Consider the following 18,251-nt stretch of genomic DNA (forward strand, 5'->3'; position numbering starts at 1 on the left):
CGTCGCGCCACTCCGTGTCACGCCTCCGCCTCGGCGCGGCCTTCCTTGCGGCCGAACAGCTCGCGGAAGACCGGGTAGATCTCCCGACGATGGTTGACCTTGCGCATGGCGATCGGACCGCCGGCCTTGGCGATCGCCTCGTAGGTCCGCCACAGGGTGGTGCGGTGCTCCACGAAGCCGGCGCGGGGGCCGTTCTCGTCCCCCACCTCGAGATAGGCGAAGTGCTGGCAGGCCGGCAGGATGTGCGACCGCAAGAGTTCCGTCGAGGTCGGCCCGTCGGAGGAGACGTTGTCGCCGTCCGAGGCCTGGGCGGCGTAGATGTTCCAGTCGTTCGGGTCGTAGCGCTCGGCGATGATGCGCTTCATCTCCACGAGCGCCGAGGAGACCAGGGTGCCGCCGGTCTCCCGGGAGCCGAAGAAGGTCTCCTCGTCCACCTCGGTCGCCCGGTCGGTATGGCGGATGAAGACGATCTCCACGTGCCGGTAGCGGCGCGTCAGGAAGATGTGCAGCAGGATGTAGAACCGCTTGGCGAGGTCCTTCATGTGCTCGGTCATCGAGCCCGACACATCCATCAGGCAGAACATCACCGCCTGGGCGATCGGCCGCGGATAGGGCTCGAACCGGCGGAAGCGCAGGTCGATCGGATCGACGTAAGGGATCCGCTTCGACCGCTCGCGCAGCCGGAACAGGGCCTGCTCCAGTTCCGAACGCTCTGGATCGCCCTCCGCCAGGGCCTGGATCTGCGCCTCCAGGGCCGCGACTTCCTCGGGCTTCGGCCGCTTGAGGGCGATCCGCCGGGACATCGAGTTGCGCAGGGTGCGGGTGAGCGCGAGATTCGCCGGCGAGCCGGTGACCGTGTAGCCCGCCCGGCGCAGCCCCTCGGTTTCCACCACGGCCAGCCGCCGCTTGGCGAGGTCCGGAAGCTCCAGGTCCTCGAGGAAGAGCTCCAGAAACTCCTCGCGGGTGAGGACGAAGCGGAACGCGTCCTCGCTGTTCTCGCCGCCTTCCCCGCCTTCACCGGCACCACGGCCGCCGCCGCTGCCCGGGGGCCGCTCGATCGTGTCGCCCTCGACGTAGGTCTTGTTGCCGGGCAGGATGTGGTCCTGCAGGCCCGTGCCGGGCTGGCGCGAGAAGCGGGGCTCCCGGACGCCGTCCGCCGGCACGGTGACGCGGCCGTCCTTGCCGAGATCCTTGATGTCCTTCTCGCGGGCGGATTCCCGCACCGCGCGCTGGGCCACGTCCTTCACGCGCCGCAGGAAGCGCTGGCGGTTCGGGAGGCTCTTGCCGCCCGGGTTCAAACGTCGGTCGACGATATGCATCCGCTGCGAAAACCCTCGTCCGCGTGTTCCGGCCGGGTCCGGACCCTTGTCGTACCATGCTGTTACCGGAGGGATGGATCCCTCTTTTGCAGCAGGGCCGAGATCTTCACCGGCCGGTCGTCCGAAACTGTGGCGGCAAAGGGTCGGATCTCAGGGTCGAACCCTGTGCCGGCCGGATTGGACCCGGCCGGACACCCCGCGCCTCAGCCGGCCTGCTTCACCCGCATGTACCATTCCACCAGACGGCGAACCTGCCGCTCGGTGTAGCCGCGCGCGACCATGCGCTCGACGAACTCGCCGTGCTTCTTCTCGGTCTCGCCATCCTTCTTGGAACCGAAGGAGATCACCGGCAGAAGTTCCTCCACCTGGGAGAACATCCGCCGCTCGATCACCTCGCGCAGCTTCTCGTAGGAGGTCCAGCTCGGGTTGCGGCCGCCGTGCTGGGCTCGGGAGCGCAGGGCGAACTTGACCACCTCGTTGCGGAAGTCCTTCGGATTGGCGATCCCGGCGGGCTTCTCGATCTTGGTGAGCTCCTGGTTCAGGAGCTCCCGGTTCATGAGCTGCCCGGTCTCGGCATCCTTGAAGTCCTGGTCTTCGATCCAGGCGTCGGCATAGTCGATATACCGGTCGAACAGGTTCTGCCCGTAATCGTGATACGATTCGAGATAGGCCTTCTGGATCTCGTGCCCGATGAACTCCGCATAGCGCGGGGCCAGCTCGGTCTTGATGAATTCCAGGTACTTCTTCTCGGTCTCGGGCGGCAGCTGCTCGCGCTTGAGCGACTGCTCCAGCACGTACATCAGATGCACCGGATCGGCCGAGACCTCGGTGGTGTCGTGGTTGAAGGTCGCGGCCAGGACCTTGAAGGCGAAGCGGGTGGAGATTCCGTCCATGCCCTCGTCGACGCCGGCCGTGTCCTTGTATTCCTGCATCGAGCGGGCGCGGGGATCGACCTCGCGTAGGGACTCGCCGTCGTAGACCCGCATCTTCGAGAAGACGTTGGAATTGGCGTGCTCGCGCAAGCGGGACAGGACCGAGAAGCGCGCCAGCATCTCCAGCGTGCCGGGGGCGCAGGCGGCGTCCGAGAGTTCCGAGCTGGAGATCAGCTTCTCGTAGATCCGCTGCTCCTCGGTGACGCGCAGGCAGTACGGGACCTTGATCACGTAGATCCGGTCGATGAAGGCCTCGTTGTTCTTGTTGGTCTTGAAGGTCTGCCACTCGGCCTCGTTCGAGTGGGCCAGGATCACGCCGGTGAACGGGATCGCGCCGATATTCTCGGTGCCGACGTAGTTGCCCTCCTGCGTCGCCGTGAGCAGCGGGTGCAGCATCTTGATCGGCGCCTTGAACATCTCGACGAACTCGAGAATGCCCTGGTTCGCGCGGTTCAGGCCGCCCGAATACGAGTAGGCGTCGGGATCCGCCTGCGACAGGGTCTCCAGGCGCCGGATGTCGACCTTGCCGACCAGCGAGGAGATGTCCTGGTTGTTCTCGTCCCCCGGCTCGGTCTTGGCGATGGCGATCTGGCGCAGCCGGGAAGGCCGGACCTTGATCACCTTGAAGCGCGAGATGTCGCCGTTGAACTCGTCGAGGCGCTTGAGCGCCCAGGGGCTCATCAGGCCGGTGAGCCGCCGGCGCGGGATGCCGTAACGGCGCTGGATCTCCTCGCCCATCGTCTCGGGATCGAACAGGCCCAGCGGGCTCTCGAAGACCGGCGAGACCTCGTCCCCCGCCTTGAGGACGTAGACGGGGTGAACCTCCATCAGGAGCTTCAGCCGCTCGGCCAGCGACGACTTACCGCCGCCCACCGGGCCCAGCAGGTAGAGGATCTGCTTGCGCTCCTCCAACCCCTGCGCGGCGTGGCGGAAGAACGAGACGATCCGCTCGATCGTCTCCTCCATGCCGTAGAACTCCCGGAAGGCCGGGTAGGTCCGGATCGTCCGGTTCATGAAGATCCGGCCGAGGCGCGAATCCTTGGCGGTGTCCACGAATTCGGGCTCGCCGATCGCCGCGAGGATGCGCTCGGCGGCCGAGGCGTACATCAGGGGCTCGTCGCGACAGGCCTCCAGGTACTCGGAGAGCGTCATCTCCGTGTCGCGGCGGGCCTCGTACCCTCGGGCGAAGCTCTGGAAAAGGTCGTTCGTCGCATGCATGGGCATTCGATAACCCTCTCAGACCGTGACAGCTTCATCCTGTCTCGGCTTGGATGCAACCGACAGGCCCGCTTTTGTCGCAGTGCGGCGAGCGTGGCGCCCGGCATGTCGATTGCTTGCAACACTCCCGAGCGCTGAAGGCCGCACAGATGAGACTCCGTGCGGCCCCCGAACGGCTGCACGAGCCGCTGAACTGGGCAGATACCGCCTAAGCGGGCCCAGGCTCACAAATCCGTGCCCTCTTTCTTGCCATCGTCTCCCGATTTGGCACCGGACGCCGCGACCGTAATCTTGACGGTCTGCGTCTGCACTTGACCGTCGGAGCTCTTGACCTCGAACGTCACTTCGTCGGTTCCGGTGAAGCCGGAGTTGGGCTGGTAGAACAGCGCCTGGACGGCCGCCTCCTTGTTGGGACAGCGATAGCTTGCCGGTGTCTTCAGCTTGCCGACCTTGGTGATCACCGAGCCGTTCTTCGGCGGCCCCGAGACCTTGAACTCGGGCATCGGCCCAGGAGAACAATCCTTCTTGAGGTTCGGCGCGATCTCGATGCGCACGGTCTTGCCGGGCGCCACGGTCTTGGTTCGGCTGGCGGGCGCCTGGGCCAGCGCCGGGCCGGCGAGGGCCATGCTCCCGACGAGCAGCGCGGCGAGCGGACGAAGGGCAATCATGGAAGCGTCTCTCCAGTGCCGAGCCGGGACCTGTCTCCGGACGCGCGTCCGGATGCCCCGTTCCTCGGTGGAGACCATGTGGGGACGCCGCGCACGGGCGTCGAGGGCCCGGACGGCCCCTTAATTCTGGAGCGCCGCCGCGACGATACCGGTGATGCGGGCGATCTGCGCGGGATCGAATTCGCCGGCCAGGGCGGCGGCGAGCCGCCCTTCGACCCGCGTGCGCTCCCCGGCATCGGCAAGCGGAGCGGGGGGAATCTCATCCTCGGCCAGACGGCAGACCCGGCGAATCGTCTCGGCGGCCGCGAGGAGTTTCTCCCGGTCGGTGGGACCCATCTCCCAGAGCGGATTGCGCAGGCGGCTGATCACGCGCTTGGCGTCGCGGTACTCGCGGTCGACGCCGGTGGCCGCCTCGATCTGGCTGACGAGGAACATCAGTTCCAAGACTTCGGACGCCGCCTCCGGGCATGTGCGGACGATCCGCATGATGCGGGCCATCAGTTCCTGGCTGGGCGTCAACTTGGGTTTGGGCGCGGCCATGCGGGCGACAACGCAGGTTGTCGCCGGAAAGTTCGCTGGCCGCGTGTCGGATCGCGCGGTCGTGCCTACACGGTCAGGCTGGGCCGGTCAGGCCTCCAGGTCGGGCATCTCGCGCAGGCCATCGAGCAGGGCGCGGCAGGCCCGCAATTCCTCCAGGGCTTCGGCCAGGGACGCCCGGTCCGAGGCTCCGAGAGTGACGGACCGGGCGCCCGCCTCCGTCTCGACCTCCTGAATCAGGGGTTCGGCCGCCACGGCCTCGCCGCGGCCGACCGCCTGCACGAAGCGGACGCCGTTCTCCTTGAGGACCCGCTGCGCCCCCGCGATGGTGTAGCGCTGCACGTGCAGGAGATGCCGGATGCCCGCCACCAGCTCGACATCCTGGGGCCGATAATAGCGCCGGCCGCCCGCCCGCTTCACGGGACGGATCTGGCCAAAGCGGGTCTCCCAGAACCGCAGCACGTGCTGGGGCACGTCGAGTTCCTCGGCCACCTCGCTGATCGTCCGGAACGCGTGGGCGCTCTTCTCGCCGATCCCGGTCGGCGGTTCGTCGGTCTGTGCGGCGGCGAGGGCTGGCGGCATGGGCGTCTTGCGAATGGGCTCGGAACGCCCCGATCTTGACCGGTCGCAGGGTCGCACTCAAGCCTGAGAGGCTGAGGAATCCGGCGGCGTTTGGAGCGGGTGCCGCTTGTGCGGTGCGTCGTGTGCCGGGCTCCCGTTCACCGTCCGCGACCTTCCGGGCATCCGGGACAAGGGCGGGGCAGGATGAACCGCAGCCCGTTCCGGGGCGCAGGCCCCGCAGGAGGCGAACCCGCACGCGGACCCGCTCAATCGTCGTCGTGAACGCCCGTGCCATTCAGGCCGTTGATCTTAGCCTTGAGCACGTTGGACGGCTTGAACACCATCACCTGCCGCGGCTCGATCGCGACCTCGACCCCGGTCTTGGGGTTGCGGCCGACGCGCTTGCCCTTGCTGCGCACCACGAAGGAGCCGAACGAGGACAGCTTCACCGTCTCGCCGCTCGCCAGGCAGCTGCAGATCTCCGACAGCACGGTCTCGACGAGGGCGGCCGACTCGGTCCGCGACAGGCCCACCTGATGGTAGACGGCCTCGCTCAAGTCGGCGCGCGTCACCGTCTTGCCTGCCATGCCGTGTCCCCTCGCCCGCATCCTTCGCCCCATGACGCATGGTGCGGCACGCGCGGCCACACCAAACGCTGAAGGCGTATCCCTATGATCCGGCACGCTAATCGGCGCTCCGCCCCCGGTCAACCGCAGCGGGGCCGCGAATCGTTTCAGGCGCCCGCCCGAAGCCTCACCAGCGGATCAGCGCCGCACCCCAGCTGAACCCGCCGCCGATCGCCTCGATCATCACGAGGTCGCCCGCCTGGATGCGACCGTCCCGCCGCGCCACGTCGAGGGCCAGGGGAATCGAGGCCGCCGACGTGTTGCCGTGGCGGTCCACCGTCAGCACGATCTTCTCCCGGGCGATTCCGATCTTGTCGGCCGAGGCCTCGATGATCCGGCGATTGGCCTGATGCGGCACGAACCAGTCGAGCTCCTCCGCGGTGACGCCCGCCTGCGCGAAAGCCTCGACGATGACGTCGGTGACCTGCCCCACGGCGAACCGGAACACGTCGCGGCCCTCCATGCGCAGGTGGCCGGTCGTGCCGGTGGAACCCGGACCGCCGTCGACATAGAGCTTTTCCCGGTGGCGCCCGTCCGACCGCAGGCTCGCGCTGAGCACGCCGCGGTCCCCGGCCTCGTCCTGCGCCTCCAGCACGATGGCGCCGGCCCCGTCGCCGAACAGCACGCAGGTGGTGCGGTCCTCCCAGTCGACAATCCGCGAGAAGGTCTCGGCGCCGACCACCAGCGCGCGGCGGGCCGCGCCCGTGGTCAGGAACTTGTCGGCGGTCGAGACCGCGAAGACGAAGCCGGCGCAGACCGCCTGCAGGTCGAAGGCCGCGCCCTGATGGATGCCCAGCGCCGCCTGGATCTGGGTCGCGGTCGCCGGAAAGGTGTGGTCCGGCGTCGAGGTGGCGCAGATCACGAGGTCGATGTCGTCGGCGGTCAGGCCGGCATCCTTCAGGGCGGCCCGGGCCGCGCGCGCGCCGAGGACCGAGGTGGTCTCGTCGGCGGCCGCGATGTGCCGCTGGCGGATCCCGGTCCGCTGGACGATCCACGCGTCGGAGGTGTCCATCTGCTCGGCCAGATCGGCATTCGTCACCACCCGTGCGGGCAGGCTCGATCCGGTCCCCACCACCACCGAGCGCAGAGGGGGCGCGCGCCGGTGCGGCTCGGGGTCAGTGCGGAGGGTTGCCATCATTGTCCTTCCCGGACGACGCCAGATTCACAATTTCCAGTTGTGAAGCCGCAGCCGTCCGATTTCCATCCCATCCGTCGACGGGGCTCAGTCCGGCACCGGCGTCACGCCGGCGCCAGCGCCGCGGTCTGGTCGAGCATCTCGCGGATCGTGCGGATCATGTCATGGCGCGCCATGTCGTGCGCCAGATCGATCGCCGCGGCGAAGCCCTGCGCATTCTCCGAACCGTGGCTCTTGATGACGATGCCTTCGAGGCCGAGGAACACCCCGCCATTGGCCCGGCTCGGGTTCATCTTGTCCTTGAGGGCCTTGAAGGCCTGCCGGGCGAACAGGGCGCCGATCTTGGCGGCCAGCGTCCGGGTCATGGCGGCGCGGAGATACGTGCCGATCTGCTTGGCGGTGCCCTCGGCGGTCTTGAGGGCGATGTTGCCGGTGAACCCCTCGGTCACCACCACGTCGACGGTGCCGCGCCCGAGATCGGTGCCTTCGACGAAGCCGTGATAGGTGAGGCCGGGGCTCTCCATCTCGCGCAGGATCCGGGCGGCCTCCTTGACCGCCTCGTTGCCCTTCATCTCCTCGGTGCCGACATTGAGCAGGCCGACGGTGGGCCGGTCGAGGTCGAACACGATCCGGGCCATGGCGGAGCCCATCACGGCCATCTCGACGAGGTGCTCGGCATCCGTGCCGATGGTGGCGCCGACGTCGAGCACGACGCTCTCGCCGCGCACGGTCGGCCACAGGCAGGCGATGGCCGGACGCTCGATGCCCGACATGGTCTTCAGGCAGATCTTCGACATCGCCATCAGGGCGCCGGTGTTGCCGGCCGACACGCAGGCATCGGCCTGCCCGTCGCGCACCGCCTGGATCGCCTGCCACATGGACGATTTGCCCCGGCCCTGGCGCACCGCCTGGCTGGGCTTGTCGTCCATGGCCACGGCCACGCTGGTGTGGCGGATCTCGACGCAATCCTTGAGCCGGGGCTCCTTGGCGACCAGCGGCGCGATCACGGCCTCGTCGCCGAACATCAGGAAGGTGGTGCCGGGATGGCGCTCCCGGGCCAGGGCCGCGCCGGGCACGACCGTGGTGGGCCCGTGGTCGCCACCCATGGCGTCGAGCGAGATGCACACGCGTTGGGACATGTCGGTAGCGGGTCGCGGGTCTCGGCGGGAAAGGGTTCAGACGTCGGCGGGACGGGGCCCGCCGGGCGCGGCGGACCATAGCGATACCGGCCCGGCGGGCAAATGAAATCGGGCGGCGCGGGCTTCCGGGCGGTCGCCGACGGCCTCAGGCTCCGCCGTCGCGGAGCTTGCGCAGGCCGTCGAGGGGCCCCGCATCGTCGCCCGCCACCACCGGCTCGAAGGTGATGCCGGGCTTGCGCGGATAGGGATCGAGGCCGAGCGCCAGGAACTCGGCGGTGAGCGCCCCGAAATCGATGCGGCCGCCGACCAGCGGGTCGGGGATGTCGGCCTCCTCGGCCTCAGTGCCGGCGAGCCGGTCGGTATCGGTGAACACCACCTCGACCGGTTCATGGACCGGCGCCTCGAAGGGTTCGAGGCTCACGGTGCAGACCTGCGTCACCAGGGCTTCCACCGCGCCGGTCACGGTGAGCCGGCTGGTCGGCCCCTCGATGGCGAAGCGCCCGACCAGATCGCGGATCCCGGGGATGCCGAAATCGGCGGCGAGCGCCGCGCATTCGGCCGGGCTCGCCTCCACGGTGACGGCGCCGCGCCCCTGGGGCAGGCGCTCGACATTGACCCAGCGCGCGAGGGGAAAGCCCTCCTGGCCGGCGTGGCGGGTCATGAATTTCCTCCATCTCCAGCGTGGACCGATGCCGGCGCGAAGCCGTCCGGCTCCGGGAAGGGCGGCCCAGCCCCGAGCAGCCCGTCCAGATCGGCGCCGGCGAGGGCGGCGTCGGCGGACTGCACGTAGGCGGCAAGACCGCGCCCGTCACCCTCGCCGCCCAGCACGTTGCGGACGAGAACGGCGCGCAGCGCCGCCGCGTCGCCGGCCTCCAGGGCGGCATCGTAGCCCTCGGCCCGGCCGTAAAAGGCGGCGCCGAGCTTCTTCATCCGCTTGGACACGCCCATGTCGCCGACACCGAGTTCGCGCAGCGAGGCGTCGAGCTGGGTGAAGACCGAATTCACGAGATCCTGGGCGACCTCGGACGCCGGCGCCGGCAACCGGTTCAGCCGGCGCAGGACCAGGATCGCGTGCAGGCAAAGGGCCTCGAACCGGCCCTCCACGGTATCGGGCACGCCGAGGCGCGTGTAGAGGCCCGGCCGGCGCGCGGCCATGCTCAAGGCCACGTGCAGCCCCTCGACGGCGCGGCGCCGCGCGCTCGCGCGCCGGAACAACCCGGCGATCATCGGTGCCGAACCCCGGCCATCTGTGGCCAAGCTTGCCTTGTCAAAGCCATAACCCCGCGGTACGGCAACCCACGCCCAGGGCGCAAGCGCCGTCGGAGCCCCGTGTCGGCGACGACGGTTGCGCCCCGTCCGTCAACACGCTCTCTGGGGGCCCGATGCGGCGCCGTCTCGTCCAGTCCTTCGCGCGCCTCGCCCTGCTCGGCCTTGCGGGAACCGGCCTGTCCGGCTGCATCGGCGAGGAGCTGCGTCACGGCTATCAGGTCGACCAGGCGGCACTCGCCACGATCAAGCCCGGCATGAGCCCCGAGCAGGTCCTGCAGATCCTCGGCACGCCGTCGACGGTGTCCACCGTGGGCAACAAGTCCTGGTACTACATCTCGCAGAACACCCGCCGGACGATCATGTTCCTGGGTGAGCAGGTCGAGGACCAGAAGGTGACGGCGGTCTATTTCTCGCCCGCCTTCAAGGTCGAGCGGGTGGCGCTTTACGGCCTCCAAGACGGCCGGATCTTCGACTTCATCGAACGCACGACGCCGACGAGCGGCGCCGACCGCGCCTTCCTCAGCCAGCTGTTCCGCGGCCTGACCCGCTACGAGCCGTTCGGCAGCGGCAGCGGCACCAGCGTCGTGCCGGGCGCCAATCGCGGCATGTGATCGGCCTCGCCCGCCACGAGGCGGGCGATCTCCGCCGGCTCCGAGAACAGGTGCTCGGGGCCGAGGGCCGCGAGAGCCCCGGAATCGGTATAGCCCCAGGCCACGGCGCCGAAGGGACAGCCCAGGGCGCGCGCCGCCTCAAGGTCGCGGATCTCGTCGCCGATGCAGAGAGCCCGGTCGGGCGCCACGCCGGTCCGTGCGAGCAGCGTCCGCAGCCGACGCGCCTTCCCGAAGACCGAGGCCCCGCAGGCATAGGTGCCGATGCGGTCGGCATTGTCCGGTCCGAGCACCCGCCGCACCGTGTCGGCGCGGTTCGACGACAGGATCGCCAGCGGCACGCCCGCCTCCGCGACCGCGGCCAGCATCGCCGGAACGCCGGGAAACAGGGCGATCTGCCCGGCGTCGCGCGCGGCCAGCCTGTGCATGTGGCGGGCGATGAGCGGCAGCTTCCAGCGCGGGATGCCGAGATGGGCCACGATCGCCCGGGCGCCCAGGAGCCGCAGACCCTCGACCTCATGGGCCTCGACCCGGCGGAAGCGGTAGCGGTCGGCGACCCCGTTCAGAACCGAACAGAACCACGGGAAGCTGTCGGCCAGGGTGCCGTCGAAATCGAGGACGACGAGACGCGGCCGTGGAGCGGCCGGCGGCCGGGTCATGTCAGGTCCGCAGGTTCTCGAGCGGGACACAGAGCCGCATCAGGAGACCGCCCGGCGCCCAGTCGTGCTCCAGCACGCCGTCGAGCTGGCCGGCGACGCTGCGCTCGGCCAGAACGGTGCCGAACCCCTTCCGGAGCGGCGCGCCGGCAACCTGGGGGCCGCCCTCCTCGCGCCATGTCAGCGTATAGCGGCCCGCCTCCCGGGCCCCGCTCAGCGAGACGCCGCCCTCCCGCGTTGAGAGCCCTCCGTACTTGACCGCGTTGGTCGCCTGCTCGTGCATGATCAGGGCGAGGGCGGTGGCGGTGCGCTCGCCGATCTCGGCATCGTCCCCGGTGATCACCACGCGCGCGCGTCCGTTCTCCTCGTAGGCGGCCATGATCAGGCGCATCAGCCCAAGCACCGTCTGACCGGCCACCGGCGGGGCGCTGTCGGGGGAATGGGGGCGAACATATTCGTGGGCCCGGGCCAGGGCGCCCAGTCGCTCGCGGAACGCCGCCACGAACGGCTTGGCCGCAGGATCGCTCCGGGCGGTCAGCGCGGCGAGGCCGCCGACCACCGCGAAGATGTTCTTGATCCGGTGCGACAGCTCGCGGATCAGAAGGTCCCGCGCCTCCTCGGCGCGCTTCGCCTCGCGCAGGTCGCGGGTGACGGTGGCGTATCCCACCTCGGTCCCCATCGGATCGCGCACCGGGAAGATGTTGTAGAGCACCGCCAACGGCTCGCCGGTGACGAAGTGCCGGAAGGCCAGCTCGCCCTCCCAGAACCCGTCCCGGCGCACCGCCGGCATGACGGTCTCGGCCAGGATCCGGCGGCTGTCGTCGGTGAAGAAGTCGGACACCGTGCACGCCCGGGCGGCGGCGAGGTTGGGCAGGCCGACCAGGGCCAGGGCGGCCTCGTTGAGATGGGTGATCTCGCCCTCGAGGGTGCAGAGCCCGATGAAGTCCTTGGAGGTCTCGACGATCACGGCGAGCTTGCGGGCTTCGGCCTCGGCACGCTTCAGGTCGTCGATATCGGTACAGGTCCCGAACCAGCGCTCGATCCGCCCCTCGGCGTCCCGGATCGGCATGGCGCGCCCGAGCGTCCAGCGGTAATCGCCGTTGTGGTGGCGCAGGCGGTACTCGATCTCGTAGGGCTCGCCCGTCCTGAGGCAGTGGCGCCACCGCGCCCAGGCCCGCTCTTGGTCCTCGGGGTGGAACACCCCGTTCCAGCCCTCGCCGTCGGTGGAGCCGTAGGGCACGCCGGTGAACTCGTACCAGCGGTCGTTGTAATAATCGTGGAACCCGTCCGGCCGGGTGGTCCAGACCATCTGGGGCATGGCGGAGGTCATCACGCGGAAGCGGCGCTCGCTCGCGGCGATCTCCGCCTCGCGGGCGGCGACCCGCGCCAGCGTCCGGCGATGCTCCAGCAGGCTCGAGATCTGACGTGCCAACGCCAGCAGGGTCGCGGTCTGCTCGGAATCGAGGCCGTCCGGCCGCGGGGCCCGGTCCAGCACGCACAGGGCACCGATCGGAATGCCATGATTGCCGCGGATCACCGCGCCCGCATAGAAGCGGAAGGCCGGCGCCCCGGTCACGAGGGGGTTCTCAGTGGTCCGCGGGTCGGTGGTCAGATCCGGGATGACGAGAAGATCGCCCGCCTCGATCGTATGGGCACAGACCGAGCAGTTGATCGGCAACTCGCGCTTGCCGAGGCCCACCTCCGACTTGAACCACTGCCGCTCGGCATCCACCAGGCTGACGAGGGCGACCGGCGCGCGGCAGACATAGGCTGCGACCCGCACGAGATCGTCGTAGAGCGGCTCCGGCTCCGAATCGAGGATCGCGAGATCACGAAGTTCCGCGATCCGATCCGCGGCGCTCCAGCGTCCATCGGTCGGTCCGGCTTCCGCGAGCGCGTGAGGTGCAGGCACATCCATGGTCCTGCCCTCACATAGGCGCGCAGCGGCGCCCTGCCTAGGGACCGCCGCGCTTTCCTGCCGTGCCCGCCGGGGCCCGGCAGACGATGCTGGCCGGGGCGCGTCAGGCGGCCCGGGACTTCGTCAGGGTCGGGTAGTCGATGTAGCCCTCGGGGCCCTGGCTGTACCACGTCGCGGCGTCGTCCTTGTTGAGCGGCGCCTTCTGGGCGATCCGCTCGACGAGGTCCGGATTGGCGATGAAGGTCCGGCCGAACGCGATGGCGTCGGCCTCGCCGGCATCCAGAACCTTCTGGCCGCTGATGCCGTCGTAATCGGCGTTCAGGATCATGGGGTTGCGGAACACGCGCCGCATCGCCGGGGCGATCGGCGGGTGGTCGGCCTTGCCGAAGGTGCCGTTCGGCCCCGGCTCGCGCATCTCCAGGAAAGCGATCCCGACATCGGCGAGCGCCTGGGCGGCGGCCACGAACAGCGGCTCCGGATCGGAATCGTTGCAGCCCTGGATCGCACCGTTGGGCGAGAGCCGCACGCCGGTGCGCTCCGGCCCGGCCACCTTCGCCACAGCCTCGGTCACCTCGCGCAGCAGCCGCACGCGGTTCTCGATGGAGCCGCCGTACTGGTCGGTGCGGTGGTTGGTGCCGTCACGGAGGAATTCGTCGATCAGGTAGCCGTTCGCGGCGTGGATCTGCACGCCGTCGAAGCCGGCCGCCAGGGCATTGGCGGTGGCCCGCTCGTAATCGGCGAGCAGGCGCGGCACTTCCGAGACCTCCAGCGGGCGCGCCTCGGCATAGGGCTTCTTGCCGGAATACGTGTGCGCCTGGTCGGGCGCCGTCGTGGCAGAGGCCGAGATCGGCTTCTCGCCGCCCAGGAAGTCCGGGTGGACCAGCCGCCCCATATGCCAGATCTGGCAGACGATCTTGCCGCCCTTGTCGTGCACGGCCTTCACGATCGGCCGCCACGCGTCGACCTGGGCGTCGGACCAGATCCCCGGCGCGTAGGGCCAGCCGAGACCCTCCTGGCTGATGCCGGTGGCCTCGGTGAGGATCAGGCCGGCGCCGGCGCGCTGGGCGTAATACTCGGCCATGATCGGGGTCGGCACGTGCTCGCGGGTGCCGCGGCCGCGCGTCAGGGGCGCCATGAAGATCCGGTTCTTCGCCTCGATGGCGCCGATACGGATCGGGTCGAGCAGGGACGGCATGAGGTACCTCGTTGTGGTGCGGCGCAGGCCGCGTCCGGTTTTATTCCCGCGCCGAGGTGGCGCTGCGCCGCCGCGATGCCAAGGTGCAGCGCAGCAGGGCTGACAGGCGCGTGCGGGGGCGCACACGGTGGATGGTGAACAGCCGGGCTCGCTCGGAACCCGGCCCTGTCGACTGATCCGCACCGTGCGGTCCGCGGTCACCGTTCGGGCCGGTCGACGAGAAGGCGCTCACCGATGCCGCCGTCGGTCGCCGGGTCGGCGCCGATGCGCCCGTGTCGTCGCCGCGCGTCTCCGGATATCCGGAGTCGACGCCGGCCATGCGGCTTCGGGTCGTCCGGTCCGGCCTGGGTGTCGGTCTCCATGCCGGGCCGCGCGGCCGATGCCGGAGAGGCAGGATCCGGCTCGGACGATCGCCCCGACGTCCGGTCAGGCTGCGAGTTCGCGCATCGCCGCGGCGACCTCGTCGCGGCGGTAGGGCTTCTCGAAGAAACGCCCGCGCTCTGGCAGATCCCCGGGTTCGGGCTGAATCTTCCCCGAGGTCATGATGATCTCGACCGGCGGCCAACGGTCCCGGATCGCATGGGCGAGGTCCAGACCCGCCATGCCGATGCCGAGGTCGATGTCGGAGAAGACGAGGACGATGTCGGGCCGCGCCTCCATAAGGCGCACCGCTTCCTCGGCGTCGAACGCTTCCAGGGCCTCGAACCCCGCATCCTCGACAAGGTCTACAGCCATGAGGCGCATGACCGGCTCATCCTCGATGACGAGGATGGCATTCCGCCTCGCAGTCCCTGCAGCCACGGCTCGCTCCTTATCCATGCTGCAATTGGACGAGCAGCGCACGCAGCGTCGCTTCGAAGCCAGAGGAAGGGTAACGAAGGTCGACGCCGCCGGATCCGGCCAATCCCAAACGAATGAGGCGCGAGCCGAACCCGGCGCGCTTGGAGTGCGCGGGGGCCACAGGTGGCGGGCCGCCCCGCTCGACCCAGTCGAGCACGACCTCACGCTCCCCGATGCCCTCATCCAGGCGCCACGTCACGGCGACCCGCCCGTCGGGGACCGACAAGGCCCCGTATTTGGCGGCGTTGGTCGCCAGTTCGTGCAGCAGGAGCGAGACCGAGAGCGTCGCGCGCGGCCCGAGATCGAAATCGGGGCCCGTGACCGTGATGCGGTCGCCATGCCCCGCGGCGCCGAGGACCGCATGGACGACCTCGCGGACCGGGGCGCTCGTCCATGTCTTGTGGAGGAGCACGTTGTGGGCGGTCGACAGCGCGTGGATGCGCCGCTCGAAGGCCTCCACAGGAGCGCGGTCGGGGACACCGCGAAGGGTCTGCGTGGCGATCGACAGCACCATCGCGAGCATGTTCTTCAGGCGATGCGAGATCTCCTCGTTGAGGATGCGCTGCTGCTCCTCGGCCTCGAGCCGGGCGACGCCCGACTCCAGACGCTCGGCGACGTTGCGCACGAAGGCCAGGGTTTCCGGCGACCATCGGCGGGGCTTGTCGTCCTGCACGATGAACACCGCCACCGTGCGTCCCCGCTCGCGAACCGGCATGTTCACGAGCGCGCCGATGCCGACGTCGAGCATCAGCCGGGGATCCGAGGACGTTCTCGGATCGGTTCGCACGTCCTCGATGACCAGCGGCTCGCCGCGCCGAAGGTGCTCGCGGATGTCGCCGAAATCGGCGTAGCGGTGCCGCCCGGCGATGCTGGCGACGCCCGGTGCGGTCCAGCCCTCCTCGATGTCGACGAATTCGACGTCGCCGTCGATATGGCCATAGCCGGCCCGCGTGACGCCGAGGGTCGTGCCGACGATCTCGGCGGCGGCCTGGATCATCTCCGGGGCCTCCGTCAGGTCGCGGAACCGGTCGCCGAGGCTCAGCAGGGCCGTACGTCGCGCCTCGGCCTGGACCCGGTCGGTGACTTCGAGGAAGGTGACGGCGAAGCGGTCGGCGCCGATGGCGAAGGCGCGGCCCTCGTACCAGCGGTCGAGCGTCCCGACCCGCCGCAGGAACTCGCGCGGTTCCGCGCTCTCCACCACCTGTGCGAACTCATTGACCCAGGCGTCCTCGATACCGGGGAAGACCTCGCGGATGGTCCGGCCGGCAACCTGGTTCACGTCGATGCCGACGAGGTCGCCCCAGGCACGGTTGACCTCGACGTAGCGCCAGTCGGTCACCTGTCCGGCCTCGCGGATGACCTCGCCGACGATGAAGCCCTCGCACAGCCGCTCGAACAGGCTGCGCCAGTAGGCCCGGCTCTCGGCGAGGGCGTCCTCGCCGTCGAGGCGCTCGTGGACCGCCGCCATCAGGCGGGCGAGCGTCTCGAAGAACGCCACGGTCTCGCGGTCGAAGGCGGCCACCCGCGTCGAGGCGAAGGCGATGACCGCGCAGAGTTCGCCCCGGCTGACGATGGGGAACCCGGCATAGGCGTCGAGGCCGTTGCCGCGGGCCACCTCCCATCGCGGATCGAGACTGGCCTGCAACCCACTGAGGATCAGGGGCTGGCGGGTCTCCGCGACGATGCCGCAGAGCGGAGTCCCGAACGGCAGGCGCTTCAGGCGCTCGCGCCCGTCCGGAGAGATGTTGACCGCGTGGGTCAGGCGCAGGTGCTGCCGGTCCGGCGTTACGTCGTAGAGGCAGGCCCGGTCGAACCCGAGGGCGTCGGCCCCGTCCCTCAGAATGGGTTCGAGGACCGCGGAGGGGTCGTCGGCGGTGAGCAGGGCCGTGGAGGCGGTGGCGATGACGTCGAGCCGGTGCGCCCGCCGCAGCTCGGCGGCCTGGAACGCAAGGACCTGATCGCGTTCGTCCACGGCCCGGCGCATCTGCAGCTGGGTGACGACCTGGGCCGCCAGGATGCGCAGGTCCTCCTGCTGCTCCGGGGTCAGCCCCTGGGGCCGGGGCACCGTGTCGATGACGCAGAGCGAGCCGAGCACCTGCCCGTCGGGCGCGCGCAGGGGCGCCCCGGCGTAGAACCGGATGAACGGCTCCCCAGTGACGAGGGGGTTGTCGGCCGTGCGCGGGTCGGCCGCGAGGTCGGGCACGATCAGCAGGTCCGGCTCGGCCAGCGCGTACTTGCAGACCGAGCGCTCGAGGTCGGTCTCGCACGAAGGAAAACCGATCCGTGCCTTGAACCACTGGCGATCGGCGGCCACGAAGCTGACGAGGGCGACCGGGGTCAGGCACAGCCGGGTCGCCAGCCGCACGATGCCGTCGAAGGCGGCCTCGGGCGGGGTGTCGAGGATGCCGTAGGCCTTGAGCGCGGCGAGACGCAGGTCGGCGGCGATGAGATGCTCGACGCCTTCCATGTCGATCACGGTCATGCGGAAATGACCCCGTGCGTCGCCAGGGGATCGGGCGCGCCTTCGGGGTCGAGCGCGACGAGGGTTCCGGCCGGCGTGAAGGTCGCGCCGAGGACGAGGGCGAAGTGCTCCTGCACCCGGCGATGGCATTCGCAGGACGCCGCCTGCAGAGCCGGCCGGTCGCGGACCGTGATCCTGGCCCGGCCCATCTCGATGAGCCCCTGGGCCTGGAGCCGGTTGAGGATGCCGCTGAGATAGGTCCGGCGCACCCCGAGCATCTCCGCCAGCATGTCCTGGGTGACCGGCAGGACGTCGGTGGCGAGCCGGTCGTGCAGGGCGAGCACCCAGCGCGCGCACCGCTGTTCGATGGGATGGGCGGCATTGCAGGCGACGGACTGGACCACCTGCGCGAGGAGGCAGTCGGCGTAGCGCACGAGGGCGTTGCGGATCGGCAGCGAGGTGCGCTTGGCCGCCTGCATCCGCGCCGCGTCCAGCCGCACCGCCGCCCCGCCCATCTGAACGACGGCGCGGTTGAAGGCCGGGAGGTAGCCCTGGCTCACGACCCCGCCGAGCGCCCCCTCCCGACCGACGGTCGCGGTCTCGATGGTGCGGCCCTCCTCCAGCGGCACGATCAGGGAGACCACCGTCCCGTCGAGCGGGAAAATCATCGCGGTGACCTCGTCCCCCGGCTCGAACAGGACGTCGCCGCGCACCAGTGTGACCACCTCCGCATGGGGGAGAAGCCTCGACCGTTCGACGGGTGGCAGCGAGCGGAGCAGGAGGTTCCGCTCCAGCGGGGACGGTGAGTTCGGCGGCATCGGTCGCGGCAGGCTGGCGCTACGAGCCGGCATAGCCCAGCTTGGCCGCCGCGTCCGTTCAAGAGTGAACACTTCCCGCTAAAATGATGGCCGGCGGACGCGAGGTCTCGACATGACGGATTGCCGCGGTCGTTCACGGTCGGCGCAGCGTCCTGCAGGTGGCTGCGCCGACCGCGACGGTCCGAGAGTCGAACCCCGGCACCGCCCGATCGGGTGCGCCGCGCCCTTCGCCCTGTCGGATCGGCGATGACACATCCGCAGGATCCGCCCGGCTCCGTGCGGGCCGGAAGCGGATCGGCCGCAGGCGGCCGCCCGGATCCGGTGCGGCCGGTGATCCCTCAGATGGTCCGC

18 protein-coding genes are annotated in these 18,251 nt (G+C 69.9%); 1 reads left to right on the plus strand and 17 read right to left on the minus strand.

Annotation, left to right across the window (positions count from 1 at the left end):
* Positions 1–17 precede the first annotated feature (17 nt).
* From GGQ91_RS26690 to GGQ91_RS26735, 10 genes are all read right to left on the minus strand, one after another.
* Positions 18–1,319 carry a YeaH/YhbH family protein gene (locus GGQ91_RS26690; RefSeq protein WP_043386438.1) on the minus strand — a complete coding sequence of 434 codons (1,302 nt, stop codon included), beginning with the start codon at positions 1,317–1,319 and terminating at the stop codon, positions 18–20.
* Positions 1,320–1,522: 203 nt separating this feature from the next.
* Positions 1,523–3,475 (minus strand): PrkA family serine protein kinase, encoded by a 1,953-nt coding sequence (locus tag GGQ91_RS26695; RefSeq protein WP_043348452.1) that lies wholly within the window; start codon positions 3,473–3,475, stop codon positions 1,523–1,525.
* Between the two features lie 218 nt (positions 3,476–3,693).
* Positions 3,694–4,137, minus strand: a complete 444-nt coding sequence (locus GGQ91_RS26700) for an Ig-like domain-containing protein (protein ID WP_043348449.1) — start codon at positions 4,135–4,137, stop codon at positions 3,694–3,696.
* 120 nt (positions 4,138–4,257) lie between these two features.
* On the minus strand, positions 4,258–4,677 hold the full coding sequence (locus tag GGQ91_RS26705; RefSeq protein WP_182593211.1) for a hypothetical protein: 420 nt from the start codon (positions 4,675–4,677) through the stop codon (positions 4,258–4,260).
* An 87-nt stretch (positions 4,678–4,764) separates the two neighbouring features.
* Positions 4,765–5,256: a MerR family transcriptional regulator gene (locus GGQ91_RS26710; RefSeq protein WP_182593212.1), complete on the minus strand. Its 492-nt coding sequence runs from the start codon at positions 5,254–5,256 to the stop codon at positions 4,765–4,767.
* A gap of 245 nt (positions 5,257–5,501) precedes the next feature.
* On the minus strand, positions 5,502–5,822 hold the full coding sequence (locus tag GGQ91_RS26715) for an integration host factor subunit alpha (protein WP_043348440.1): 321 nt from the start codon (positions 5,820–5,822) through the stop codon (positions 5,502–5,504).
* 166 nt (positions 5,823–5,988) lie between these two features.
* On the minus strand, positions 5,989–6,996 hold the full coding sequence (locus GGQ91_RS26720) for a beta-ketoacyl-ACP synthase III (protein ID WP_182593223.1): 1,008 nt from the start codon (positions 6,994–6,996) through the stop codon (positions 5,989–5,991).
* Positions 6,997–7,100: 104 nt separating this feature from the next.
* On the minus strand, positions 7,101–8,135 hold the full coding sequence (plsX, locus tag GGQ91_RS26725) for a phosphate acyltransferase PlsX (protein ID WP_043348438.1): 1,035 nt from the start codon (positions 8,133–8,135) through the stop codon (positions 7,101–7,103).
* A 145-nt stretch (positions 8,136–8,280) separates the two neighbouring features.
* Positions 8,281–8,796 carry a YceD family protein gene (locus GGQ91_RS26730; protein WP_043386443.1) on the minus strand — a complete coding sequence of 172 codons (516 nt, stop codon included), beginning with the start codon at positions 8,794–8,796 and terminating at the stop codon, positions 8,281–8,283.
* Positions 8,793–9,362, minus strand: coding sequence for a ubiquinol-cytochrome C chaperone family protein (locus GGQ91_RS26735; protein ID WP_043348434.1), 570 nt, complete (start codon positions 9,360–9,362; stop codon positions 8,793–8,795). Before GGQ91_RS26735 ends, GGQ91_RS26730 begins: the two co-directional genes overlap by 4 nt.
* Positions 9,363–9,517: 155 nt before the next feature.
* On the opposite strand from GGQ91_RS26735, the gene GGQ91_RS26740 reads away from it, so the two are divergent.
* The gene (locus GGQ91_RS26740) at positions 9,518–10,015 is read left to right on the plus strand and encodes an outer membrane protein assembly factor BamE (RefSeq protein WP_043348419.1); all 498 of its coding nucleotides are present in this window, start codon (positions 9,518–9,520) and stop codon (positions 10,013–10,015) included.
* On the opposite strand, the gene GGQ91_RS26745 is transcribed toward GGQ91_RS26740, so the two are convergent.
* The 7 genes from GGQ91_RS26745 to GGQ91_RS26775 form a co-directional block, all read right to left on the minus strand.
* Positions 9,952–10,671 carry an HAD hydrolase-like protein gene (locus GGQ91_RS26745; RefSeq protein ID WP_182593213.1) on the minus strand — a complete coding sequence of 240 codons (720 nt, stop codon included), beginning with the start codon at positions 10,669–10,671 and terminating at the stop codon, positions 9,952–9,954. The genes GGQ91_RS26740 and GGQ91_RS26745 overlap by 64 nt on opposite strands.
* Before the next feature lies 1 nt (position 10,672).
* Entirely contained in the window at positions 10,673–12,586 is a 1,914-nt protein-coding gene (locus GGQ91_RS26750; protein WP_043386448.1) for a PAS domain S-box protein, read from the minus strand.
* Positions 12,587–12,689: 103 nt separating this feature from the next.
* Positions 12,690–13,781 (minus strand): alkene reductase, encoded by a 1,092-nt coding sequence (locus GGQ91_RS26755; RefSeq protein WP_043348413.1) that lies wholly within the window; start codon positions 13,779–13,781, stop codon positions 12,690–12,692.
* Between the two features lie 197 nt (positions 13,782–13,978).
* The gene (locus GGQ91_RS26760; protein WP_158713296.1) at positions 13,979–14,143 is read right to left on the minus strand and encodes a hypothetical protein; all 165 of its coding nucleotides are present in this window, start codon (positions 14,141–14,143) and stop codon (positions 13,979–13,981) included.
* Positions 14,144–14,207: 64 nt separating this feature from the next.
* Complete coding sequence (locus tag GGQ91_RS26765; RefSeq protein WP_236952725.1) at positions 14,208–14,582, minus strand: response regulator; 375 nt, start codon at positions 14,580–14,582, stop codon at positions 14,208–14,210.
* 10 nt (positions 14,583–14,592) lie between these two features.
* On the minus strand, positions 14,593–17,103 hold the full coding sequence (locus GGQ91_RS26770) for a GAF domain-containing protein (RefSeq protein ID WP_051976212.1): 2,511 nt from the start codon (positions 17,101–17,103) through the stop codon (positions 14,593–14,595).
* Entirely contained in the window at positions 17,100–17,900 is an 801-nt protein-coding gene (locus tag GGQ91_RS26775) for a Crp/Fnr family transcriptional regulator (protein WP_053609100.1), read from the minus strand. The genes GGQ91_RS26770 and GGQ91_RS26775 overlap by 4 nt, the downstream gene beginning before the upstream one ends.
* Positions 17,901–18,251: the final 351 nt, after the last annotated feature.

Origin of the sequence: Methylobacterium fujisawaense, assembly GCF_014138435.1 — a bacterium.
Taxonomy (GTDB): Bacteria; Pseudomonadota; Alphaproteobacteria; order Rhizobiales; family Beijerinckiaceae; genus Methylobacterium; species Methylobacterium fujisawaense.